We start from the raw sequence: 23,337 nt of genomic DNA, 5'->3' as shown, positions 1-23,337 counted from the left end.
CGCCGTCGGCACCGGCCACGAGGCGCCTCCGGACTCCCCGGGGGCGCCTTTCGCATGGCCTCGCGGGCTCACACCCGCTCCCGGGCTCGTACGGCTGTCCTGGCCGATGTTCGAATACCTGCCGGGTTACGGGCTTCCTCCACAGATTCGGCGGATTTTTTCCGTCCACACCTTGGGGACTGGGAAGTTGTCCCGATCCTGTCCACAGGCCAGGCTGGTGAGGGATCATCAGGGCAGGTCAGCTCCCTGTGGATTCGTGGACGAACGATCTCCACAGGCTGTGGACGAAAAAATGATCCACAGGCTGTGCATGCAGTTGTCCACGGGCAACCCACAGGCTGGAGGCGGTTGTCCCCAGTGATCCCCAGCTTCTCCACATGCCTGTCCACTGTTCGGCAACGTGACGCGCCCTGTCACCGCGTCGAGTGAAAGGCGTCACACCGGGCTGCCGGGTGGGGCTGTGGGAAACGGGGCCAAAGCTGGGGACGGCTCTGGGGAGAAGTCGCCTCTTCCTGTGCACGGTGTGTGCAGAACTTTCTGTTCTCCACAGATACGCCCGGTTGTCCACCGGCTCCGCCCACAGGACCCGTGGACAAAATTCCTGCTCTGACCTGGGCAAACGAGGTTATCCACGGTATCCACAGGCCCTACTACTACTGACGACTAGAGAGAGAGCGGAATCCGTTTCGAAGTGGGTCCTGTGCACAACTCGCCCTCTCGAGCCCGACCGCACCCCGTCACGACTTGACCCCGAACGGCACCTACTGTCAGTGGGGTGCGTCAGACTGGTCCCCGGTGTTCTGCCCCCCACAGCGGCACACGACACCGGTCAGACGACGAAGGCGAAGCAGGGCGAGCAGCGCCGGCAACAGCAGGAGGCGGCAACAGTGAAGATCCGGGTGGAACGCGACGTACTCGCGGAGGCAGTGGCCTGGGCGGCCCGCAGCCTCCCGGCCCGTCCGCCGGCGCCGGTCCTCGCGGGCCTGCTGCTGAAGGCCGAGGAGGGGCAGCTGAGCCTGTCCAGCTTCGACTACGAGGTCTCGGCGCGGGTGTCCGTGGAGGCGGAGATCGAGGAGGAGGGCACCGTCCTCGTCTCGGGCCGTCTGCTCGCCGACATCTCCCGCGCCCTGCCCAACCGGCCGGTGGAGATTTCCACAGACGGTGTACGGGCGACGGTGGTGTGTGGATCCTCGCGGTTCACCCTCCACACCCTGCCGGTGGAGGAGTACCCGGCGCTGCCGCAGATGCCGGAGGCCACCGGCACGGTCCCCGGCGAGGTCTTCGCCTCGGCCGTGCAGCAGGTGGCGATCGCCGCGGGCCGTGACGACACGCTGCCCGTGCTGACCGGTGTGCGCATCGAGATCGAGGGCGACTCGGTGACGCTGGCGTCCACCGACCGCTACCGCTTCGCGGTCCGCGAGTTCCTGTGGAAGCCGGAGAACCCGGACATCTCCGCGGTCGCCCTGGTGCCCGCCAAGACGCTCCAGGACACCGCCAAGGCGCTGACCAGCGGTGACCAGGTGATCCTGGCGCTGTCCGGCTCCGGCGCGGGCGAGGGTCTGATCGGCTTCGAGGGCGCGGGCCGCCGGACGACGACGCGTCTGCTGGAGGGTGACCTCCCGAAGTACAAGACGCTGTTCCCGACCGAGTTCAACAGCGTCGCCGTGATCGAGACCGCCCCCTTCGTGGAGGCCGTCAAGCGCGTCGCCCTGGTCGCCGAGCGGAACACCCCGGTGCGGCTCAGCTTCGAGCAGGGCGTGCTGATCCTGGAGGCCGGTTCCAGCGACGACGCACAGGCTGTGGAAAGGGTCGACGCCCAGCTGGAGGGCGACGACATCTCGATCGCCTTCAACCCGACCTTCCTGCTGGACGGTCTGAGCGCCATCGACTCCCCGGTCGCCCAGCTGTCCTTCACGACGTCCACGAAGCCGGCGCTGCTCAGCGGCAGGCCCGCGGTGGACGCCGAGGCGGACGAGGCGTACAAGTACCTGATCATGCCGGTGCGACTGAGCGGCTGAGCCGGGCGTCCGGAGGTGGCGGAGTCGGTGGCCGTCCACAGGCTGGGGACGAATGTGCAGGTGGGGGCGTACGTCTGAGCGCGTATGCCCACAGCTGTGCACGGCCGTCCGGGTTTAGGCTCGGCTCGGGTACGAAAGTGCCGCGGCACGCATCCGGCGGGTACGGAGGTGCCGCCTTGCCACCTCGCACACCTAAGGAACGCAACTGATGGAGCTCGGTCTCGTCGGCCTCGGCAAGATGGGCGGCAACATGCGCGAGCGGATCCGCCGCGCGGGCCACACCGTCGTCGGATACGACCGCAATCCGGACCTCGCCGACGTCCACAGCCTGGAAGAGCTTGTGGGCAAGCTCAGCGCACCGCGCGTGGTGTGGGTGATGGTCCCGGCCGGCGAGGCCACCCAGGCCACCGTCGACCGGCTCGGCGAGCTGCTGGAGCCCGGTGACGTCGTCGTGGACGGCGGCAACTCCCGCTGGACGGACGACGAGAAGCACGCCGGGGAGCTGGCCGCCAAGGGCATAGGCTTCGTGGACTGCGGTGTCTCCGGCGGCGTGTGGGGCCTGGAGAACGGCTACGCGCTGATGTACGGCGGCGACGCGGACGACGTCGCCAAGGTGCAGCCGGTCTTCGACGCCCTCAAGCCGGAGGGCGACTTCGGTGCCGTGCACGCCGGCAAGGTGGGCGCGGGCCACTTCGCGAAGATGGTCCACAACGGCATCGAGTACGCGATGATGCAGGCCTACGCCGAGGGCTGGGAGCTGCTGGAGAAGGTCGACTCCGTGGAGAACGTCCGCGAGGTCTTCCGGTCCTGGCAGGAGGGCACGGTGATCCGTTCCTGGCTGCTCGACCTGGCGGTCAACGCGCTCGACGACGACGAGCACCTGGACGGGCTCCGGGGTTATGCACAGGACTCCGGTGAGGGACGCTGGACTGTGGAGGCGGCGATCGACAACGCGGTGCCGCTGCCCGCGATCACGGCTTCCCTCTTCGCGCGGTTCGCGTCCCGCCAGGACGACTCGCCGCAGATGAAGATGATCGCCGCGCTGCGCAACCAGTTCGGCGGACACGCGGTCGAGAAGAAGTAGGCAGTACCCGAGGGCCGGGCGCCCGAGGGACGAACACCCGGAAGGTCGGCGCACGATCATGCACGTCACGCATCTGTCGCTGGCCGACTTCCGCTCGTACGCCCGGGTCGAGGTGCCCCTCGACCCGGGCGTCACCGCCTTCGTCGGCCCCAACGGGCAGGGGAAGACCAACCTCGTCGAGGCGGTCGGCTACCTGGCCACCCTCGGCAGCCACCGGGTCTCCTCGGACGCCCCCCTGGTGCGCATGGGCGCCGAGCGCGCCGTGATCCGCGCCCAGGTGAGGCAGGGCGAGCGGCAGCAGCTGATCGAGCTCGAGCTGAACCCGGGCAAGGCCAACCGCGCCCGCATCAACAGGTCCTCGCAGGTCAAGCCGCGTGACGTGCTCGGCATCGTGCGCACCGTGCTGTTCGCGCCGGAGGACCTCGCGCTGGTGAAGGGCGACCCCGGTGAGCGGCGCCGCTTCCTGGACGAGCTGATCACCGCCCGTTCCCCGCGGATGGCCGGGGTGCGCTCCGACTACGACCGGGTGCTCAAGCAGCGCAACACCCTGCTGAAGTCGGCCGCGCTCGCCCGCCGGCACGGCGGCCGCACGATGGACCTGTCCACGCTCGACGTCTGGGACCAGCACCTCGCGCGCGCGGGTGCCGAGCTGCTCGCCCAGCGCCTGGACCTGATCGCGGCCGTGCAGCCGCTGGCCGACAAGGCCTACGAGCAGCTGGCCCCGGGCGGTGGCCCCGTGGCCCTGGAGTACAAGCCGTCGGCGCCCGGTGAGGCGCACCGGCGTGAGGACCTGTACGAGCAGCTGATGGCGGCGCTCGCCGATGCGCGCAAGCAGGAGATCGAGCGGGGCGTCACCCTGGTGGGCCCGCACCGGGACGACCTGCTGCTCAAGCTCGGCTCGCTGCCCGCCAAGGGGTACGCCTCGCACGGCGAGTCCTGGTCGTACGCCCTGGCGCTGCGGCTGGCCTCGTTCGACCTGCTGCGGGCGGAGGGCAACGAGCCGGTGCTGGTCCTGGACGACGTCTTCGCCGAGCTGGACGCGCGGCGCCGGGAGCGGCTGGCCGAACTGGTGGCGCCCGGTGAGCAGGTGCTGGTGACGGCCGCCGTCGACGACGACGTGCCGCACGTGCTGGCGGGGGCGCGGTACGCGGTGGCGGAGGGCACGGTGGAGCGCGTATGAGCGCCGAAGGGCCGGCCACCGGGGGCCCTTCGGGCGATCGCGACAAGGGCCACGACGAGAACCGCGGGAAGAGCGGCCCGGAGCCGTCCGGCGTCGACCTCGCGCGCGTGGCGCTCAGGGCGGCGCGGGAGGCGGCACGCGCGCGGGGGGACGCGGCCCAGCAGAAGAAGCAGGCGCGTCGCGGGGGCCTGCGCTCCGGGGCGCGGGCCGACGGCCGCGACCCCATGGCGCTGGGTTCGGCGATCAACCGGCTGATCACCGAGCGCGGCTGGGAGACCCCGGCCGCGGTGGGCGGGGTGATGGGCCGCTGGCCGGAGATCGTCGGTGAGGACGTGGCGAAGCACTGCGTACCGGAGCGGTACGACGAGGACGAGCGGGTGCTGGTCGTGCGCTGCGACTCGACGGCCTGGGCGACGAACCTGCGGTTGCTCGCCCCGACGCTGGTGGCCCGTCTCAACGAGGACCTGGGGCACGGGTCGGTTCGGATGATCAAGGTTCTCGGGCCCGGCGGCCCGGCGGGTCAGGGGCGGCGCTACGGGCCGCTGCGGGCGCCCGGCAGCCAGGGCCCGGGTGACACCTACGGGTGACCGGCGGGCGGTCTGGCGCCCCGTCAGGCCTGCGTGACGTACCTCACAAAAATCGGTGCCGACGGTCGGCGTGAACCGTCGGCGCACGCCGCCTCGCGCCCCCGGGAGCGGGCGCGTTCCGGGTTCTGACTGCCAAGTAGCAAAGGGTTGACGCCTCGAAGCGCTGAGTGCCGTTGTGAGCCTCTTGAGGCCCCCTTCCGTATATCGGGAGTCGGACAAGGCTCGTTCAGGGCGGCACATGCGGACTCAGGTACCGGCAAACCCCCATCAGTGTCAGTGGTACCGGTAGAATGAGAGAGAATCCCGCCCCGAACGTGGGGACCGTCCGGGACTAGCTGAGCAACGCTGATCAAGGCTTACCAACGCAACATGCCGCAGCCGCTCCGGCAACCTGCCGACGAGCCCGGCTCGTGCTGTGCCAGAAAGGGCGCTTCGTGGCCGATTCCGGCAACCCCAACGAGAACAACCCGTCCACCGACACCGGCGTGAACGACGCGGTGAGCACCTCGCCCGGCGAGGCTCCCACCTCGTACGACGCCAGTGCCATCACCGTCCTCGAGGGTCTGGACGCGGTCCGCAAGCGACCCGGTATGTACATCGGCTCGACCGGTGAACGAGGCCTGCACCACCTGGTGCAGGAGGTCGTGGACAACTCCGTCGACGAGGCGCTGGCCGGCCACGCGGACACGATCGACGTCACGATCCTCGCCGACGGCGGTGTCCGGGTCGTCGACAACGGCCGTGGCATCCCGGTGGGCATCGTCCCCTCCGAGGGGAAGCCCGCCGTCGAGGTCGTGCTGACCGTGCTGCACGCGGGCGGCAAGTTCGGCGGCGGCGGCTACGCGGTCTCCGGTGGTCTGCACGGTGTGGGTGTCTCCGTCGTCAACGCCCTCTCCACGAGGGTCGCGGTGGAGGTCAAGACGGACGGCCACCGCTGGACGCAGGAGTACAAGCTGGGCGTCCCCACGGCGTCGCTCGCCCGGCACGAGGCCACCGAGGAGACCGGCACCTCGGTCACCTTCTGGGCCGACGGTGACATCTTCGAGACCACCGACTACTCCTTCGAGACGCTCTCCCGGCGCTTCCAGGAGATGGCCTTCCTCAACAAGGGCCTGCGGATCAACCTCACCGACGAGCGTGAGTCGGCGAAGGCCACCGCCGGCGCGGACGAGGCGGGCGAGGACGAGAAGCACGAGGTCAAGAGCGTCTCGTACCACTACGAGGGCGGCATCGTCGACTTCGTGAAGTACCTCAACTCCCGCAAGGGAGAACTGGTGCACCCCACCGTGATCGACCTCGAGGCGGAGGACAAGGACAAGAACCTGTCCCTTGAGGTCGCCATGCAGTGGAACGGCGGCTACACCGAGGGCGTGTACTCCTTCGCCAACATCATCCACACGCACGAGGGCGGCACGCACGAGGAGGGCTTCCGCGCGGCGCTCACCTCGCTGATCAACAAGTACGCGCGCGACAAGAAGCTGCTGCGCGAGAAGGACGACAACCTCACGGGTGACGACATCCGCGAGGGTCTGACCGCGATCATCTCGGTGAAGCTGAGCGAGCCGCAGTTCGAGGGCCAGACCAAGACGAAGCTGGGCAACACCGAGGTGAAGACCTTCGTCCAGAAGGTCGTCTACGAGCACTTGACCGACTGGCTCGATCGCAATCCGAACGAGGCCGCGGACATCATCCGCAAGGGCATCCAGGCGGCCCACGCGCGCGTGGCGGCCCGCAAGGCCCGTGACCTGACCCGTCGCAAGGGCCTGCTGGAGTCGGCCTCGCTGCCGGGCAAGCTGTCCGACTGCCAGTCGAACGACCCGACCAAGTGCGAGATCTTCATCGTCGAGGGTGACTCCGCCGGCGGTTCGGCCAAGTCCGGCCGCAACCCGCAGTACCAGGCGATCCTCCCGATCCGGGGCAAGATCCTCAACGTCGAGAAGGCGCGCATCGACCGGATCCTGCAGAACCAGGAGATCCAGGCCATGATCTCCGCGTTCGGCACCGGTGTGCACGAGGACTTCGACATCGAGAAGCTCCGCTATCACAAGATCATCCTGATGGCGGACGCCGATGTCGACGGCCAGCACATCAACACCCTGCTGCTGACCTTCCTGTTCCGCTTCATGCGGCCGCTGGTGGAGTCCGGGCACGTGTACCTCTCCCGTCCGCCGCTGTACAAGATCAAGTGGGGCCGGGACGACTTCGAGTACGCGTACTCCGACCGTGAGCGCGACGCGCTGATCGAGATGGGCCGTCAGGCCGGCAAGCGCATCCGGGAGGACTCGGTCCAGCGCTTCAAGGGCCTCGGCGAGATGAACGCCGAGGAGCTGCGCATCACGACCATGGACCAGGAGCACCGGGTGCTCGGCCAGGTCACGCTCGACGACGCCGCGCAGGCCGACGACCTGTTCTCGGTGCTGATGGGCGAGGACGTCGAAGCCCGGCGCGCGTTCATCCAGCGCAACGCCAAGGACGTCCGCTTCCTCGACATCTGAGTCGGTCTCAGCTGACCGCACCAGGAAGGATCTTCACCAGCAATGACCGACGAGAACACTCCTGTGACGGCGCCCGAGGGTGACGCCCTGGCGATGCGTGTCGAGCCCGTCGGGCTCGAGACGGAGATGCAGCGCTCGTACCTCGACTACGCGATGTCCGTGATCGTCTCGCGCGCGCTGCCCGACGTCCGCGACGGCCTCAAGCCGGTGCACCGGCGCGTGCTGTACGCCATGTACGACGGCGGCTACCGTCCCGAGCGCGGCTTCTACAAGTGCGCCCGCGTCGTCGGCGACGTCATGGGCAACTACCACCCGCACGGCGACAGCTCCATCTACGACGCCCTGGTCCGCCTCGCCCAGCCCTGGTCGATGCGCATGCCGCTCGTCGACTCCAACGGCAACTTCGGCTCGCCGGGCAACGACCCGGCCGCGGCCATGCGCTACACCGAGTGCAAGATGGCGCCGCTGTCGATGGAGATGGTCCGCGACATCGACGAGGAGACCGTCGACTTCACGGACAACTACGACGGCCGCTCCCAGGAGCCGACCGTCCTGCCCGCCCGCTTCCCGAACCTGCTGATCAACGGCTCGGCGGGCATCGCGGTCGGCATGGCGACCAACATCCCGCCGCACAACCTGCGCGAGGTCGCGGCCGGCGCCCAGTGGTACCTGGAGAACTACGAGGCCTCGCACGAGGAGCTGCTCGACGCGCTCATCGAGCGCATCAAGGGCCCTGACTTCCCGACCGGCGCCCTGGTGGTGGGCCGCAAGGGCATCGAGGAGGCGTACCGCACCGGGCGCGGCTCGATCACCATGCGCGCGGTCGTCGAGGTCGAGGAGATCCAGAACCGCCAGTGCCTGGTGGTCACGGAGCTGCCCTACCAGGTCAACCCGGACAACCTGGCGCAGAAGATCGCCGACCTGGTGAAGGACGGCAAGATCGGCGGCATCGCCGACGTCCGCGACGAGACGTCGTCCCGTACCGGCCAGCGCCTGGTGATCGTCCTCAAGCGGGACGCGGTCGCCAAGGTCGTCCTGAACAACCTGTACAAGCACACCGACCTGCAGACCAACTTCGGCGCCAACATGCTGGCCCTGGTCGACGGCGTGCCGCGCACCCTGTCCCTGGACGCGTTCATCCGCCACTGGGTGAACCACCAGATCGAGGTCATCGTCCGCCGTACGCGCTTCCGGCTGCGCAAGGCCGAGGAGCGGGCGCACATCCTGCGCGGCCTGCTCAAGGCGCTGGACGCCATCGACGAGGTCATCGCGCTGATCCGGCGCAGTGAGACCGTCGAGATCGCGCGCGGGGGCCTGATGGACCTCCTGGAGATCGACGAGATCCAGGCCAACGCGATCCTGGAGATGCAGCTGCGCCGCCTCGCGGCCCTGGAGCGCCAGAAGATCGTCCGGGAGCACGACGAGCTGCAGGCGAAGATCAACGAGTACAACGGGATCCTCGCCTCCCCGGTCCGTCAGCGCGGGATCGTCAGCGAGGAGCTGACCGCGATCGTCGAGAAGTACGGCGACGACCGCAAGACGAAGCTGATCCCCTACGAGGGCGACATGTCCATCGAGGACCTGATCGCCGAGGAGGACATCGTCGTCACGGTCACGCGGGGCGGCTACATCAAGCGCACCAAGACCGACGACTACCGGGCGCAGAAGCGCGGCGGCAAGGGCGTGCGCGGCGCGAAGCTCAAGGAAGACGACATCGTCAACCACTTCTTCGTGTCCACCACGCACCACTGGCTGCTGTTCTTCACCAACAAGGGCCGGGTCTACCGGGCCAAGGCCTACGAGCTGCCGGACGCCGGCCGGGACGCGCGCGGCCAGCACGTGGCGAACCTGCTGGCCTTCCAGCCGGACGAGACGATCGCCCAGATCCGCGCGATCCGCGACTACGAGGCGGTTCCCTACCTGGTCCTGGCCACCAAGGCCGGCCTGGTGAAGAAGACGCCGCTGAAGGACTACGACTCGCCGCGTTCGGGCGGTGTCATCGCCATCAACCTGCGGGAGCAGGCGGACGGCAGCGACGACGAACTGATCGGAGCCGAACTCGTCTCGGCCGAGGACGATCTGCTGCTGATCAGCAAGAAGGCGCAGTCGATCAGGTTCACGGCGTCGGACGACACGCTGCGTCCGATGGGCCGTGCCACCTCGGGCGTCAAGGGCATGAGTTTCCGCGAAGGGGACGAGCTGCTCTCGATGAATGTTGTTCGAGCCGGTACGTTCGTGTTCACTGCCACCGACGGCGGTTACGCGAAGCGGACCTCCGTCGACGAGTACCGCGTCCAGGGTCGCGGTGGCCTCGGCATCAAGGCCGCCAAGATCGTCGAGGACCGCGGGTCGCTCGTGGGTGCGCTGGTGGTCGAGGAGCACGACGAGATCCTCGCCATCACGCTCTCGGGCGGTGTGATTCGCACGCGAGTCAACGGGGTCAGGGAGACCGGCCGTGACACCATGGGCGTTCAACTGATCAACCTGGGCAAGCGCGATGCCGTCGTCGGTATCGCGCGCAACGCCGAGGCGGGACGCGAGGCGGAGGAGGTCGACGGCGATGTGGCCGTCGACGAGACCGCCGAGGGTGCCGCGACCACCGGCACGGACGAGGGTGAGGCGCCCTCGGCCGAGTAGCACGAGGAGAGAGTCATCGTGAGCGGAGCCACGGGCGCCGGATCGGCCGGTACCCCTTCGGGTACGGAAACGGGCGGCGGCGGCCGTGGCTCCGCCGCGCGTGCGACGGATTCGCACACGACTCAGCTGCGCAAGATCGACGACGGAGCGACCGACTCGCACTCGGGGAGCTCGTCCACAACGCATGGATCCCAGGGGGGAACTGTGACGGACACCCGAGGCCAGCAGACGCAGGCGGCGGCCTCGCCGCTGCCGGGGGAACGGCGGCCTCAGCAGCCGGGCGGGCCCTACCACCCGCCGCAGGCCTACCAGGCCCAGGGCGGCACCGCGTCCGCCGTGCGCCGCCCGCGCACCGGCGCCCGCACCACTCCCCGGGTGCGCAAGGCGCGCCTGCGGGTGTCGAAGGCCGACCCGTGGTCGGTGATGAAGGTCAGCTTCCTGCTCTCCATCGCGCTCGGCATCTGCACCATCGTGGCGTCCGCCGTGCTGTGGATGGTCATGGACGCCATGGGGGTCTTCTCGACCGTCGGCGGCACGATCTCCGAGGCCACCGGCTCCAACGAGTCCAACGGCTTCGACCTGCAGTCCTTCCTGTCGCTGCCCAACGTGCTGATGTTCACGACGATCATCGCGGTCATCGATGTCGTCCTCGCGACGGCCCTGGCGACGCTCGGCGCGTTCATCTACAACCTGTCCGCCGGCTTCGTCGGCGGCGTGGAGCTGACGCTCGCCGAGGACGAGTGATCCGCGGGGCGTCCGCGCTCCCGGGCCGCGCGACAACCGATTTTGGGACTGCCCGCCTCGTGCGCTAATCTTCAGGGGTCAGCGCGCGGGACATACACCGCAGAGCGCGGCGGGGCTATAGCTCAGTTGGTTAGAGCGCATCCCTGATAAGGATGAGGCCACAGGTTCAAATCCTGTTAGCCCCACCAGCACGAAGACCCCCGGCCGGTACGGCCGGGGGTCTTCGGCGTTCACGGTCCGGTCCGCTTCGCTTCGCTCATGTGTGGGCGAGCCTGGCCATGCCCCACAGGATGATCAGGTCGAGCGCCATCACGCTGATCGACCACAGGGGGTAGTAGGGGATGAACATGAACTGGGTCACCAGGCTGATCGCGGCGGTCGTCACCGCGGCCGCGCGGCCCCAGGACATCGCCCGCAGCACTCCCGCGCCGACGACGACTAGCGCGACGCCCACGACGAGGTGGATCCAGCCCCAGCTGGTGAGGTCGAACCGGTACTCGTAGTGTCGCGGGGCGCCGAACAGGCGGTCCGTGGCGATGCCCGCGATGCCTTGCAGGATGCTCAGGACTCCGCTGACGAGGAGCGGCACACCGAAGTACCTCAGCGGCCCGGCCGGCCCGTCGTCGTCCCGGCCGCCCCGGGTCTCCTGCCGTGCTCCGTGCGGCATGTCCGCCATGGCCTGTCGCCCCTTCGTCCTGGCGCGGTCGTCACTCCACCTCGCGGCGCGACGGAGGCGAGTGCGTCCGTCACGGTCACAGCGTCACCCCGGAGTCGTCGCACGGCGACCGCACCGGGGCATACGGGTCTGCCCGCCTCGGAAGGGGGCCCATGGGGCGAGGGCGCGAAAAAACCCGACCGCTGGCGACGGGGGATGCGCCAGCGGTCGGGCTGTGGCCAAGGCTAACAAGGCCGGGTGTCCGGTGGGTGCCGACTGGTCGGTCGGGCGCGGGTGATGTGATGCGGATCACGCGCAGCGGGTGTGGTCAGTGGTCGCACGGTGACTCGTAGTCCAGGCGCGGCAGGTACTCGTGCCACTTCTCCTCGGTCAGCACGCCCCGGGTGGCGGAGCAGATGCGGTCGATGGCGTCGTCCACGCCGAGGCTCCACAGGCGGACGGTGTCCGTGCCGCTGGAGACCCCGAGCATGCGCCGTACGGGGCTGAAGGAGAGGAAGCTGCCGGTCTTCGCGTTGGGGCTCATCGCCTGGCCGACGGGGGTGGCCTCGGCGGGGCCGGTGACGTTCCACAGGCGGACCGTGTTGTCGTTGGCGCCGCTGGCCAGGGTGGAGCCGTCCTGACCGAACGTCAGCGACGTCACCGAGTCGGTGTGTCCGGCGAGCGTGGTCGCGGCCCCGGAGGTCTCGCCGGGCTCGGTGACGTTCCACAGCCGGACGGTGCCGTCGTCGCTGCCGCTGGCCAGGGTGCGGCCGTCGGGGCTGTAGGCGAGGACGTTGACCGGTCCGAGGTGTCCGGTGCGGGGTGTGCCGAGCCGGGTGGCGTGCGCCGGGTCGGTGACGTCCCAGAGGCGTACGGCGTCGTCCGCGCCGCCGCTGGCGAGGGTGCGGCCGTCCGGGCTGAAGGCGAGGGTGTTGACGTAGCCCGTGTGGCCGGTGAGCGGCCGGCCCAGGCGGCGCGGGCTTGAGGGGTCGCCGGTGTTCCACAACTGGACGGTGCGGTCGTCGTACGCCGTGGCCAGGGTGCGGCCGTCGGGGCTGTACGCCAGGGTGTCGGGGCCCGCGTAGCGGGTGTTCAGCGCCACCGGAGGTCCGTGGGCGGTGGGCCGGGCCGGGTCCGTGACGTCCCACAACCGCAGCGCGTCCGCCTCGAGAACCGCGAGCGTGCCGCCGTCCGGCGAGAACACCAGCGAGCGGAGGTCGCTCTCCCCCGGGCCCCCCGGTGCGAAGGGGGCGCTCAGCGACACCGGCCGGGCGGGATCCGTCACGTTCCACAGCCGGACCCTGCCGTCGCGGGCCGCCGTGGCCAGGACGTGCCCGTCCGGGCGGAAGGCACCGATGCGGCCGATCACGTCCGACGTCGGCAGCGACCACAGGCGGACCTTGCTGTCGCCGCTGCCGGTGGCGAGGGTGTGGCCGTCGGGGCTGAAGCCCAGGGCGTACATCTCCCCGCTGCCCCCGGCGAGGGGCACGCCGACCTGGGAGGGGTACGAGGGGTCGCTGACGTTCCACAGGCTCGCCGTGCTGTCCGCGCTGCTCACGGCGAGCATGGCCCCGTCGGGACTGAAGGCCACCGCCCAGACGGGGCCGGTGTGGCCGGTGAGCGGGGCGCCGACGGGTTTCGCGCGGGCCGGGTCGGTGACGTCCCAGAGCCGGACGGTGTCGTCCGCGCTGCCGCTGGCGAGGGTGCGGCCGTCGGGGCTGAAGGCCACGGAGTGCACCAGGCCGCTGTGGCCGGTGAGCGGTTCACCGACGGCGGTCGGCCGCTCGGGGTCGGTGACGTCCCAGAGCCGGACCTTGTCGTCGTCACCGCCGGCCGCGAGCGTGTGTCCGTCGGGACTGAAGGCGACCGAGCGCACCGCGGCGGTGGGGCCGGTCAGGGTGTCGAGCGCCTCGGGGGCGCGCGGGTCGGCCACGTCCCACAGGCGCACGGCGTGGTCGTCGTGGGCGGAGGCGAGGGTGTGCCCGTCCGGGCTGAAGGCGAGCAGGTAGACGGTGCCGTCGTGGCCGGCCAGGGGAGCGCCGAGCGGGCGCGGACGGCCGGGGTCGCGCACGTCCCACAGCCGGATCGTGCCGTCGTCCGAGGCGCTGGCCAGCGTACGGCCGTCGGGACTGAAGACCGCGGTGCTCACCCAGCTGGTGTGCCCGGTGAGCGGCTTGCCGAGCGGCTGGGGGCGGCCGGGCTCCGAGACGTCCCACAGCCGGACGGTCCGGTCGTAGCTGGCCGTCGCCAGGACGCGCCCGTCCGGGCTGAAGGAGGTGAGGTAGACGGCGCCGGTGTGCCCGAGCAGCGAGGTGGCCAGGGGCGCGTTCACGATCGAGATCAGGCGGTTCCTGACGTTCTCGTCGTCCGGTCGCAGGCGGTGGGCCGCCAGGTCCAGCTGGGCGGAGAGCGACGGGTCCGTGTCCTGGACCCGGTCCGCCTCGGCGACCACCTGTTCGAACACGGCGTCGTTGCGCTGCTGCCAGGCGAGCACCGCCGAGCCGACGGCCACGAGGGAGAGGACGACCAACGCCGCCACCGCGGCACGCCTGATCATGACGGTGCGCCTGCGCAGCCTGACCGCGGCGGCCAGGAACTCCACCGCACCGCGGGTCAGGAAGGTGTCGTCGGCCGACTTCGCCCAGCCGCTCGCCTGCTCCAGCCGGGAGCCCCGGTAGAGCAGCGCGGAGTCGCGGTCCGACTCCTCCCAGGCCAGGCCGTCCTCCTCCAGCCGCTGACGCAGCAGGTTTCCGGCGCGGTCCTCGTCGATCCAGTCGCGCAACCGGGGCCAGGCGTGCAGCAGGGCCTCGTGGGTGATCTCCACGGTGTCCGCGTCGAGGGTCACCAGCCGAGCCCGCACCAGCTCTTCGAGGGACTCCTCCGTCTTCCCGGGGTCCCCGGACTCCTCGGCCAGCCGGCGCCGGGTGCTGCGCCTGCGGGTGGCCTGGGTGTCCTCGCTCAGCCGGACCAGCCTGAGCAGCAGCAGCCTCGCGGCCGTGCGGGCCGCCGGGTCCAGCCGGGACCAGGCACGCTCGGCGGTCGCGGCCACCGCGCCCTGGATGCCGCCGGCCGCGCGGTACCCGGCCAGGGTCAGCCGCCCCGCCTTGCGCCGCTGCCAGGTGGCGAGCAGGGCGTGGGAGAGGAGGGGCAGCACGCCCGCGTCGTGGGCGCCCTGCGGGCCGTCGCTGCTCACCTCGCGGATGATCAGCTCGGCGAGTCCCGGTTCGAGTTCCATGCCGACGGCCCTGGCGGGGGCGATCACCGCCTCGCGCAGTTCGGCGGTGGTGAGCGGGCCGAGCACCATGTGCCGGTGCTGGAGCGCGTCGGCCAGCTCGGGATAGCGCAGGCAGCGGTCGTAGAAGTCGGCGCGGACGCCCAGCGTCACGAGCACCGGTGCCGGCTCTCCGGCGGCCCCGGGCACGCAGGCGGCCTGCAGCAGCCGGATGAACAGCCGCCGGTCCGCGTCGTCGGGGCAGAGTGTGAAGAGCTCCTCGAACTGGTCCACGATGACGACGGGTCGGGCGGGGGGTGCGGTCGGCGGAGTCTCGTCCTGGCGGTGCCCGTCCGGTGCGTCCCGTCCGGCCGGCACCTCGGCGCCGTCGGTGGACGCCGCCCATGCCGCGAAGGCCGCTCTGACGGCGTCCTCGGGGTGCGGAACGTCCGCGACCGGGGGCCCGGGGGTGCCCGGCTCCGGTGCCGCCGTCTTCCGCGCCGCCGTACGCCTCATGGCGTCGACGACGGGCGCGAGGCCCGGTACCAGCCGGGTCAGTTCCCCGAGCGGGTCGGCACCGGGGACGAGTTGCAGCACCCGCCTGAGCGTTCCGTCCCCGGCGTCCGGTGCCTCGGCGCGCAGGGCGGGCACCAGGCCGGCGTTGAGCAGCGAGGACTTCCCCGCTCCCGAGGCGCCCACGAGCATGACCAGGCCGCCCGTGTCCCGGGTCGCGTGCAACTGGGCGACGAGAGCCCGCGTGCTCCGCTCCCGCCCGAAGAACCAGCCGGCGTCCTGCCGACGGTAGGCGGCCAGTCCCCGGTAGGGGCAGACCCCGCCGGGGGCGCCCGGGGTCTCGGCGGCCGGCTGTTCCTCGACCGCGGGCGGCGCGGGACGTTCACCGGTCGGGTCCGCCAGCGCCCGCTCCCACAGGCGCTGCCACTGGGTCAGGTCGTACAGGCCGGCGGAGACGGGGACGGGCCGCGCGCGTCGCGCCTGCGGTATGAGGACGTGCAGGACGGCCGCGAGGGCGGGGAACTGGGCGGGCACGTTCTTCGCCCGTCGCCAGTCGCTGATCCGCTGGGCGGAGACGCGTACCGGCCGCCCCCGTTCGTCGACCCGCTGGAGCCGGACGACAGCCTCGGACACGCGCTTGAGGGGAGGATTTCCCGCCTCCGTGTACAGCAGTGCGAGGCGTTCCGCGAAGGCCGTGCGTGCCCCTGAGTCGAAACTCAAGGTGTCCACTCCTTACTTCCCCCGCACCTGGACGTCCGGACCGGAAAACTCACTCTATACGCCTGACCTGCGGCTACATCGGTTCCGCGGGTCCGGAACCTCCCCTGCGCCGACCATGGATGGCAGGATCGCGTCGCAGTGGCGAAGCGTCCCCGCGGCACCCGGACAGGTCAGCGGCGCAGTACTCGGACAGCTACCCCGTGAGGCCCCGTGAGGCCGCATGTTCTCGGCCAGCTTTCCGCAGCCCGTCCCTTGCCGGTCCGCCAGAGCCCCGCCACCGCACGCGAGAACGGCGCCGGCATGGTGTGGCACCGGTCCCCACGAGGGGAGGGACCGGAGCCAAACCATGCCGACGCGTACGTGTGACGGGCCGGTCGCCGCGGCACGGCACGGGACGGCCTCGGCACGCAACGGCCCCGGCCCGGGCACCGGGCGTCCGGTGCCCGCGCCAACAGGTGTCCGGACAGGGCGGGTTCAGCGTGCCGTTCGCTGGGAAGGCAGGTCGGGAAGGCTTTGCCACCGACCGCCGCTGGAGTAGGCATGAGGATCGTCCTCGACCCCGAGCAGTGCTACGGCTCCGGCGACTGCGTCCACCGGGCCCCGGCCGTCTTCACCAAGGTGGACGGCCTAGGCGCCGTCATACCCGGCCGGGAACACGACGTCGACGCCCCGAGGGTGCGGGAGGCCGCCGAGGGATGCCCGTCCGCCGCGATCACCCTCACCCGCGCGGACCCGGAAGGGGCAGGGAGCTGAGCGGCCGGGGCGAACCGCTCGGTGCGGTCACGGAGGCCCTCGTCGGCCTCGCGGTCGGATACGTGCGCCACGGCCCGGGCACCCTCGGGAAGGCGACCCTCGCCACCCGCTGGCTCGATCCGCACCTGCGCGAGCACCCCCGCCGGGCCGTCGTCGAAGCGCGTTCCGGCGGCCGGTTCGCCGTGGACACGCAGGACCTCATCCAGCGCTACCTGTACCTGTTCGGGGCCTGGGAGCCGCACCTGACGGCCTGGCTGCGGCGCCGGCTGCGGCCGGGCGACGGTTTCATCGACGTCGGCGCCAACATCGGCGCCTTCAGCGTCCTGGCGGCCCGGCTCGTCGGCGACGCGGGCCGGGTCGTCGCGATCGAGGCGTCCCCCGATCTCCACCGCCGCCTGGTGGGCCACGTCCGGCTCAACGGCCTCGGCAACGTCCGTGCGCTCAACGCCGCCGTCTCGGACCGGGCCAGGACGCTGACCTTCGCGCTCGCCAGCTCCCGGAACACGGGCGCGAACAGCATCGTCCCGTACGACGGCCCGGTGGAGTCCAGCTTCGAGGCGCAGGCGCGGCCGCTGCCGGAGCTCCTCGAACCGGCGGAGATCGCGGCCGCCCGGGTGATCAAGATCGACGTCGAGGGTGCGGAGGGGAGCGTCGTGCGCGGACTGGCGCCGATGCTGGACGCCCTGCGGCCCGACGCGGAGATCACGGTCGAGGTGGCGCCCGAGCGCATGGCCCGGCTCGGGGACCGTGTCGAGGACCTGCTGGCGGTGATGCGCGACGCCGGGTTCCACGCGTACCGGCTCGCCAACGACTACGCGCCCGGCAGCTACCCCGCGGCGTTGAACGGTGCGCCCCTGGCACCGGTGCGCCGGCGCGGGCCGGTGACGGAGGAGAGCGACCTGATCTTCTCGCGGGTGGACGCGGACCGGCTGCCCTGACCGGCCGGCGCCCCCTGCGTCCGCTTCAGGGGCGCGGGTGCGAAGGGCCGGTGCCGTCGGACGGGCGCCACCCGAAGGAGGCCAGCGCCCGGGCCCTGGCCTCCACCACCGCCATCCGGGCAGCGCGTTCGACGGGTTCCACATGGGTCGCCTGGCCGGTCTCCTGGCCCTCCCACTTGCGGTAGAGGAGGCCCACGTCCGAGGAGAACCACCCCCGGCTCACGCCGCCCAGGGCCAGCAGCAGGCCGGTGTCCTCCGAGGCCGGCAGGGCCATCCAGCCGCCGAGGGCGAGGAGCAGGTCACGCCGGACCATGAGGGTCGCCGGGTGGACCTGGGCGCGGAAGCCGTTCGCCGCCCAGAAGTCGAGCACCGCGCCGCGTTCGATCGGCCCGTGCGACGGGTCGCCGGGGAAACCGGCCGTCGAACCGTCGGGCAGCAGGTCCAGGGCCCGTGACGTGGCCCACCCGATGGACGGGTCGGCCTCCAGAGCGGCCAGGTCGCGGGCCAGGGCGCCCGGTGTGAGCCGGTCGTCGGCGTCCAGGACCTTCACGTACGCGCCGTCCGCGTGGGCCAGGGCCATGGTGCGGGCCACTCCGGGTCCGCCCTGCCGGCCGTGGCGCCCCTGATGGAAGCGGACCCGCGGGTCGTCGGGCACGTACGGCCGCACGTCCCGCGTGCGGCCGTCCTCCTGGATCACCCAGCGCCACTCCCAGCCGTCGGGCAACTCCTGGGCGCACAGGGAGGCGTGGGCCTCGGGGAGGAAGGGGGCCGAGGGGCCGTGGACGGCCGTGACGATGACGACGCGCCGGTTCACGGCGGCACTCACCACCTTTCCGGACGGGTACGGCCGCAGGGTACAACTCCCCGCGCGGCCCGCAGGAGTCCGGGTACGCGCCGGCCGGGGGCGTCGCCGTGTCCCGGGGCACAGGGCATACACGGCGGCGGCCCGGCTGCTCTGTCGAGCGGCCGGGCCGTTTCTCGCGTGTGGTGCGTACGCAGATCGCCGTTGCGTCAGGGTCGGGGGTGGTGCGGGCCGCTCAGCGCTGGAGCGGGATGGTGTGCTGGGTCCGGGGCCCGGCTGCGGTGTCGTCGCACGGGAGACCGGTGGTCGTGGCGGTGGTGGCGGCCGCCGCGGCGGAGGCGTCGGCGAGCGGGTGGTGGCGGCAACTGGGTGCCGCGCCGTGGGCCTCGGCGCGGATGCGCTGTTTCATCGTGGGGGGCAGGGAGCCGGTTCGGGTCCGGGCCCTGGGGGCCGCGGCCGCGGGTGCCGCCTCGGGGGAGGCGCTCTCGGTGTTGCTGTGCGTTCCGGTCTGCGGTACGGCCGCGGCGGCCGTCGTCGTGATGAATCCGAGCGCCGTGCACAGCGCGAGGAAGGCGGTGACGACGCTGGTCCACAGCGTCAGGACCTTGTTCCGGGCCATGGCCCCTCACTTTCGGGTTGGGCGATTTGCGTACTTTCCTCATGATGTGTATGTGGATCGCGAAGTGGTGGACCTGGGCCCGTGGCGCGTCGATGTTCAGATGAACACCACCCGAATAGCCGCAAGGGGGTGGAAAGACTGTCCAGACGGGAGAGAGACGGGCAAAAGTCACCGCGCGTGAGGGTGTGATCACCCTCCGATCAGAATGGTCTCGTCCGCTTCTAGAGGGTTCCGGCGACGGGCAGTTGACCACCGACGCAGGTCACCGATCGGTATCGGCCGGTGTGTATAGTCGGGCGCCAGAGGTCCCCTACGTCAAGGAAAGACGAGGTCGCGCGGTGAAGAAGCTTCTCCTGGTCGCACTGGCCGCCATCGGCGGGCTCCTCGTGTACCGCCAGATCCAGGCGGATCGCGCCGAGCAGGATCTGTGGACGGAGGCGACTGACTCCGTTCCCACGGGTTCGTGAGTACGACCGACATCCGGTCCTGAGCAGACCCCGGCCGTCAAACGGTCGGGGTTTTGTGTTGCCCGGAGAGGGCAGGTCCGCACGGGGCGGGCGGCGACGGACGAGGCGACTGAGCGCTGAGCCGGTGGACGCGAGGGGTGGCGGGTCATGGGACGGTGGTGTACGGCTCGACGGCGCGCCGGAACGAGGCGCGTGCGGCCGCGGGTGCCCGCGCGGATGACCCTGCTGGGCGCCGTGCTGGCCACGACCGCGGCGCTCCCGGCCGCGCTGCTGCCCGGCCCCACGGCGATCGCCGCCGGTGCGGCCGGTTCGCTGGGAGCGGCCGGTGCGGCCGGCTCGGCGGAAGCGGCCGGTTCGGTGGGAGCGGCCGGTGCGGCCGACGGGTACGCCTTCGCCGACGACGCCGTGCGCATCGCCGGCGCGAGTGCCACCGCGGGCGCCGAAACGCTCACGGCGGGGTCCACGTACCGCAGTTCGCTGCCGAGGAACGGCACCCGTTACTACCGCCTCGAACTCGACGCCGCCTCCGACGCCTACGTCTCCGTGACCGCCGTGCCCCGGACCGACGGCGACGTCACCGCCGTCGACGGTGTCCGGGTCTCCGTTCGGGACGCCGACGGCGGCTCCTGCTCCGTGCACAGCGCGACCTTCGGTGCCGCGCACAGTCCCCGCCCGGTCACCGCCTGGGGCACCCGCGAGATCGACCCCGCATCCCGCCGGTGCCAGCAGCCCGGCACCTATTACGTAGCGGTCGAGCGGACCAGGCCCCAGGACTCCCCGCCGGACGACTGGGACCTGGAACTCGGTGTCGTGAGCGAACCCCGCCCGCGCCGGACCGGCGCGACCGAGCCACCCGGATCCTGGGACTCCGCCTCGCCGGAACCCCCGGCCGGCGAGCCGGAGCGCCGGCCGGGCGGCAACGGGTTCGCCCACGCCGCCCTCGTCGGCCAGGGGGCCTGGCGCGACGACATCCGGCCCGGGGAGACCCTTTACTACAAGGTGCCGGTCGACTGGGGCCGCCAGGTGTACGCCACCGCCGAACTCGCCGGTTCCACGGGAGCCTCCGGCTACGCCACCGCCGCCCTGCGGCTGGCCCTGCACAACCCCGTGCGCGGCGAGGTCGACGACGCCGCCAAGAGCTACACCGGCCGTGCGACCACCGTCGGCCTCGCCCCGCTGCCGCCCGTCGCGTACGCCAACCGGTACGCGAGTGAGGCGCAGACCGGCGCGCTGCGGTTCGCAGGTGACTACTACGTCGTCGTCCACCTCGCCGCCCAGGTGGCCGACTCCTTCGGACAGGGCCCGTTCGGACTGACGCTGCGCCTGCACGTCGGGGGTGCGGCGGAGACCGGTCCCGACTACGCGGGGGAGTCCCGGCCGAAGGGGCTCTTCGAGGTCTCCGCACAGGACCGGATCGCCGCACCCGGCGGCGGAGCCACGGGAGCCGACGCCGCCTCGGACGACGACGGCGCCATGAAGGCGGTGGCCGTCGGCGGCATCGGAACCGGCAGCCTGCTCCTCCTCGGTCTGGCGGTGTGGACGGCGGCGGCCCGGCGCAGAACCTAGACCGCCTCCCGCGTCAGATACGGCTCAGCGCCCAGAAACCGACGGCGTAGCAGGCCAGCGCGAGCATCAGCAGCGGCCACGCCACCTTCGCCGGGGGGCCGGGCCGACGCCGCCGCCGAGCCCCGCGGTGCTGAGCGGGCGCCGCCGACCGCGGGTTCCGGGCGGTGTACGGGGCGGTGGCTACGTCGGCGTACTGCGGCGCGTGCGGCGTCCACCCCGGCGCCCGGCGCTCCGGTCCGGCTGGGAACGCGGGGAAAGGCGCGGGTGCTTGAGACGCCGCATCGCCCATCGAAGGCGAGGGCAATGGCGAGGGCGTGGCCGGTGACGGCGTGACGGTCGGTTGCTGCTGCTGCTGCTGCTGTTGCTGCGGCTGCGGCTGCGGCTGCGACGGCGGCGGCGGCGGCAGGCGGAAACTCCCGGTGTCCGACGACGAGACGGGCGCGGAAGGCGTCCAGTCCCGGGCGGGAGGCATGCCGGTCGCCGCCGCCGCCGACGCCGACGGCGGTGGGGGCGGGGTGCCGTTCGGGGCCGCAGAGGGCCCGGGCGGGATCGGAGACGTGCCGGACGGAGACGTGGACGGCCGGGGAGGCACGGGCGGCGTGGTGTGCGGGGAGGGCAGGGGAGGCATGGGCGGCGTGGTGTGCGGGGACGGTCCCGGGGCCGTCGGCTGCCGTGGGTCGGTCGCCGCGTCGTCCAGGCCGGACGCCCTCCTGAGCGGCCCCTCGGCGTCGAAACCCGCGGGCAGCGGGCCCACTTGGTCGAAGATCTCGATCAGCTCGTCGTCGGGACCGGGCTCCGGCAGCAGCTCCACCGCCGCGGCCAGCGCCTTGCGCGCCCCCGTCGCGGTACGGAACCTCGCCACCGGATCCGGCTGCACCAGCGTCGCCACGACCTGCCACACCGGCTCGGGGATCCCCCGCGGCGCGGGCGGCGTGCCGTACTCGGCGAAGTGCTGCACGAGTGCCTTGGCGTCCGGCTTGGCCCCCTCCAGCAGATACAGGGCGACCAGACCCACCGCGAACAGGTCCGCCGGGAAGTCCGGCTCCGCGCCCATCATCTGCTCCGGCGCGAGGTAACCCGGCGTCCCCACGACCAGGTTGGTCTCCGTCAGCCGGGGCTCGCCCAACCGCATCGCGATGCCGAAGTCGGACAGCCTGAGGCGCGGACGGCCCGTCCCGGTCGCTTCGAGGAGCAGGTTGGCGGGCTTGATGTCACGGTGCACCACGCCCTCCCCGTGCACCGCGGCGAGGCCCGCGAGGAGCTGGTCGAGCAACGTGCACACGAAATCGGGCGGCAGGGGCCCGTAGTCCCCGACCAGATGGACCAGCGAACCACCCGTGACCAGGTCCATGGTGAACAGGACCTGGTCGTCGTCGGCGGCCCAGCTCGCGGGCGCGAGCACATGGGGATGATCGATGCGCAGCGCCTGCTCGCGGACGAACCGCAGCAGCGAGTGCGCGTCCCGCTGCTGCAGCACCTTCGCGGCCACATAACGCCTGCGCCGGTGGTCCCAGGCACGCCAGACGGCACCCACCCCGCCCCGGCCGATCGGATCGACCAGCTCGTACCGGCCCGCGAAGACCTCACCCATGGCTGTGCGCCGCTCCTCCCCTGGGACCTGTCGCGCCCTTCCCGCGGGTCCGGCCGACGACCCCCTCGGTGACCGGACCCCGGGAATCAGTTCTGGTGGGACTGGTAGTGCGCGACCGCGTCCGAGGTGCGGCCCGCGCCGTACACCCGCAGGAACTCCGCCAGTTCCGGATGCGAGGAGGAGAGGGCGTCCGCCGCGTCGATGATGTCCCCGGCGGCCGCCACCGAGCGCAGCAGCGACTGGATCTCACGGACCACCCGCTTGACCGTGGGCGCGCCTGAACTGGTCGTGGACGTCGTGGTGTTGTTGAGCACCGAGCCCCCCTGCGACTTGCGGATCTCGTCCATGCGCTCCGTCGCCTCGGCCGCGCTCGCACTGCCGTCGGCGACCTGCCCCGCCAGGTCCTGCAGCAGCTGCACCCGCTGCACCACCGCGGGATTGCCGATCTTCGCCCGCTGGCCGCTCATCAGCTGCGACAGCATCGGCGCGGACAGCCCGAGGACCCCCGCCAGACGAGCCTGGTTGAGACCGAGATCGTCGATAAGCCTGCGGAAGAGCGCCCCCAGCGGCTCCCCGTACCAGTTCCGCTGCAGTTCCCGCGCTCTTGCGGTGGCTTCCTGCTGTGCGGCGTCCATTGCGTCTCCCCATCGCTTCCCCGAAAACCGCAGTTCGCTCCAGCGAACCACGCCGAGCATCTTACGGAGCGTGGTCGTTCCCCGGGAGCCCCAATCATTTGTGAGATACGGGGGGCGACCCG

At 71.5% G+C, this 23,337-nt stretch carries 17 protein-coding genes and 1 tRNA gene; 12 read left to right on the top strand and 6 right to left on the bottom strand.

What is annotated here, in order from left to right:
- Window positions 1-887 precede the first annotated feature (887 nt).
- The 8 genes from dnaN to ACIBCJ_RS11405 all read left to right on the top strand — a co-directional run bounded on the left by dnaN (window position 888) and on the right by ACIBCJ_RS11405 (window position 10,933).
- Window positions 888-2,018 (top strand): DNA polymerase III subunit beta, encoded by a 1,131-nt coding sequence (dnaN, locus tag ACIBCJ_RS11440; RefSeq protein ID WP_003975054.1) that lies wholly within the window; start codon window positions 888-890, stop codon window positions 2,016-2,018.
- Between the two features lie 208 nt (window positions 2,019-2,226).
- Complete coding sequence (gnd, locus tag ACIBCJ_RS11435) at window positions 2,227-3,102, top strand: phosphogluconate dehydrogenase (NAD(+)-dependent, decarboxylating) (RefSeq protein ID WP_133890011.1); 876 nt, start codon at window positions 2,227-2,229, stop codon at window positions 3,100-3,102.
- A 58-nt stretch (window positions 3,103-3,160) separates the two neighbouring features.
- On the top strand, window positions 3,161-4,282 hold the full coding sequence (recF, locus tag ACIBCJ_RS11430; protein ID WP_362100318.1) for a DNA replication/repair protein RecF: 1,122 nt from the start codon (window positions 3,161-3,163) through the stop codon (window positions 4,280-4,282).
- Window positions 4,279-4,869 (top strand): DUF721 domain-containing protein, encoded by a 591-nt coding sequence (locus ACIBCJ_RS11425; RefSeq protein WP_365979493.1) that lies wholly within the window; start codon window positions 4,279-4,281, stop codon window positions 4,867-4,869. The genes recF and ACIBCJ_RS11425 overlap by 4 nt, the downstream gene beginning before the upstream one ends.
- 434 nt (window positions 4,870-5,303) lie before the next feature.
- Window positions 5,304-7,364: a DNA topoisomerase (ATP-hydrolyzing) subunit B gene (gyrB, locus tag ACIBCJ_RS11420; protein ID WP_362100325.1), complete on the top strand. Its 2,061-nt coding sequence runs from the start codon at window positions 5,304-5,306 to the stop codon at window positions 7,362-7,364.
- 42 nt (window positions 7,365-7,406) lie between these two features.
- Entirely contained in the window at window positions 7,407-10,001 is a 2,595-nt protein-coding gene (gyrA, locus tag ACIBCJ_RS11415) for a DNA gyrase subunit A (protein WP_362100328.1), read from the top strand.
- An 18-nt stretch (window positions 10,002-10,019) separates the two neighbouring features.
- Window positions 10,020-10,745 (top strand): DUF3566 domain-containing protein, encoded by a 726-nt coding sequence (locus tag ACIBCJ_RS11410; RefSeq protein ID WP_362100331.1) that lies wholly within the window; start codon window positions 10,020-10,022, stop codon window positions 10,743-10,745.
- 111 nt (window positions 10,746-10,856) lie between these two features.
- Window positions 10,857-10,933, top strand: a tRNA-Ile gene (locus ACIBCJ_RS11405).
- A 68-nt stretch (window positions 10,934-11,001) separates the two neighbouring features.
- Here ACIBCJ_RS11405 and ACIBCJ_RS11400 read toward each other — a convergent pair.
- The gene (locus ACIBCJ_RS11400; RefSeq protein ID WP_362507918.1) at window positions 11,002-11,421 is read right to left on the bottom strand and encodes a hypothetical protein; all 420 of its coding nucleotides are present in this window, start codon (window positions 11,419-11,421) and stop codon (window positions 11,002-11,004) included.
- A gap of 307 nt (window positions 11,422-11,728) precedes the next feature.
- Window positions 11,729-15,853, bottom strand: a complete 4,125-nt coding sequence (locus tag ACIBCJ_RS11395; RefSeq protein ID WP_365979492.1) for a hypothetical protein — start codon at window positions 15,851-15,853, stop codon at window positions 11,729-11,731.
- A gap of 531 nt (window positions 15,854-16,384) precedes the next feature.
- On the opposite strand from ACIBCJ_RS11395, the gene ACIBCJ_RS11390 reads away from it, so the two are divergent.
- Window positions 16,385-16,597: a ferredoxin gene (locus ACIBCJ_RS11390; protein WP_362100340.1), complete on the top strand. Its 213-nt coding sequence runs from the start codon at window positions 16,385-16,387 to the stop codon at window positions 16,595-16,597.
- Between the two features lie 62 nt (window positions 16,598-16,659).
- Window positions 16,660-17,535, top strand: a complete 876-nt coding sequence (locus tag ACIBCJ_RS11385; RefSeq protein WP_362100344.1) for an FkbM family methyltransferase — start codon at window positions 16,660-16,662, stop codon at window positions 17,533-17,535.
- 25 nt (window positions 17,536-17,560) lie between these two features.
- Here ACIBCJ_RS11385 and ACIBCJ_RS11380 read toward each other — a convergent pair whose 3' ends face one another.
- Both ACIBCJ_RS11380 and ACIBCJ_RS11375 read right to left on the bottom strand, forming a co-directional pair.
- A complete protein-coding gene (locus tag ACIBCJ_RS11380; RefSeq protein WP_365979491.1) occupies window positions 17,561-18,349 on the bottom strand; it encodes a glycosyltransferase family 2 protein in 789 nt (262 codons plus the stop codon).
- A 223-nt stretch (window positions 18,350-18,572) separates the two neighbouring features.
- Complete coding sequence (locus tag ACIBCJ_RS11375; protein ID WP_362507930.1) at window positions 18,573-18,956, bottom strand: DUF6344 domain-containing protein; 384 nt, start codon at window positions 18,954-18,956, stop codon at window positions 18,573-18,575.
- A gap of 338 nt (window positions 18,957-19,294) precedes the next feature.
- Here ACIBCJ_RS11375 and ACIBCJ_RS11370 point away from each other — a divergent pair, with 338 nt between their 5' ends.
- Window positions 19,295-19,423: a DLW-39 family protein gene (locus ACIBCJ_RS11370; protein WP_003999697.1), complete on the top strand. Its 129-nt coding sequence runs from the start codon at window positions 19,295-19,297 to the stop codon at window positions 19,421-19,423.
- A 216-nt stretch (window positions 19,424-19,639) separates the two neighbouring features.
- Window positions 19,640-20,989 (top strand): hypothetical protein, encoded by a 1,350-nt coding sequence (locus ACIBCJ_RS11365; RefSeq protein ID WP_365979490.1) that lies wholly within the window; start codon window positions 19,640-19,642, stop codon window positions 20,987-20,989.
- Window positions 20,990-21,002: 13 nt separating this feature from the next.
- Here the strand turns inward: ACIBCJ_RS11365 and ACIBCJ_RS11360 are convergent, their stop codons facing one another.
- Both ACIBCJ_RS11360 and ACIBCJ_RS11355 read right to left on the bottom strand, forming a co-directional pair.
- Window positions 21,003-22,580, bottom strand: a complete 1,578-nt coding sequence (locus tag ACIBCJ_RS11360) for a protein kinase (protein ID WP_365979489.1) — start codon at window positions 22,578-22,580, stop codon at window positions 21,003-21,005.
- Window positions 22,581-22,666: 86 nt separating this feature from the next.
- Complete coding sequence (locus ACIBCJ_RS11355; RefSeq protein WP_133890024.1) at window positions 22,667-23,215, bottom strand: DNA-binding protein; 549 nt, start codon at window positions 23,213-23,215, stop codon at window positions 22,667-22,669.
- Between the last annotated feature and the right edge of the window lie 122 nt (window positions 23,216-23,337).

This window comes from Streptomyces sp. NPDC051136 (assembly GCF_044455745.1).
Lineage (GTDB): Bacteria > Actinomycetota > Actinomycetes > Streptomycetales > Streptomycetaceae > Streptomyces.
The sequence above is the reverse complement of the archived record's forward strand: the minus strand, read 5'-3'. Positions and strand labels throughout refer to the sequence as shown.

Coding starts and splice junctions, on each gene's coding strand:
- ACIBCJ_RS11375 (WP_362507930.1), bottom strand. CDS start 18,956: ATGGCCCGGAACAAGGTCCTGACGCTGTGGACCAGCGTCGTCACCGCC.
- ACIBCJ_RS11355 (WP_133890024.1), bottom strand. CDS start 23,215: ATGGACGCCGCACAGCAGGAAGCCACCGCAAGAGCGCGGGAACTGCAG.
- gyrA (WP_362100328.1), top strand. CDS start 7,407: ATGACCGACGAGAACACTCCTGTGACGGCGCCCGAGGGTGACGCCCTG.
- ACIBCJ_RS11400 (WP_362507918.1), bottom strand. CDS start 11,421: ATGGCGGACATGCCGCACGGAGCACGGCAGGAGACCCGGGGCGGCCGG.
- ACIBCJ_RS11390 (WP_362100340.1), top strand. CDS start 16,385: ATGAGGATCGTCCTCGACCCCGAGCAGTGCTACGGCTCCGGCGACTGC.
- ACIBCJ_RS11360 (WP_365979489.1), bottom strand. CDS start 22,580: ATGGGTGAGGTCTTCGCGGGCCGGTACGAGCTGGTCGATCCGATCGGC.
- ACIBCJ_RS11365 (WP_365979490.1), top strand. CDS start 19,640: ATGACCCTGCTGGGCGCCGTGCTGGCCACGACCGCGGCGCTCCCGGCC.
- recF (WP_362100318.1), top strand. CDS start 3,161: ATGCACGTCACGCATCTGTCGCTGGCCGACTTCCGCTCGTACGCCCGG.
- ACIBCJ_RS11425 (WP_365979493.1), top strand. CDS start 4,279: ATGAGCGCCGAAGGGCCGGCCACCGGGGGCCCTTCGGGCGATCGCGAC.
- gnd (WP_133890011.1), top strand. CDS start 2,227: ATGGAGCTCGGTCTCGTCGGCCTCGGCAAGATGGGCGGCAACATGCGC.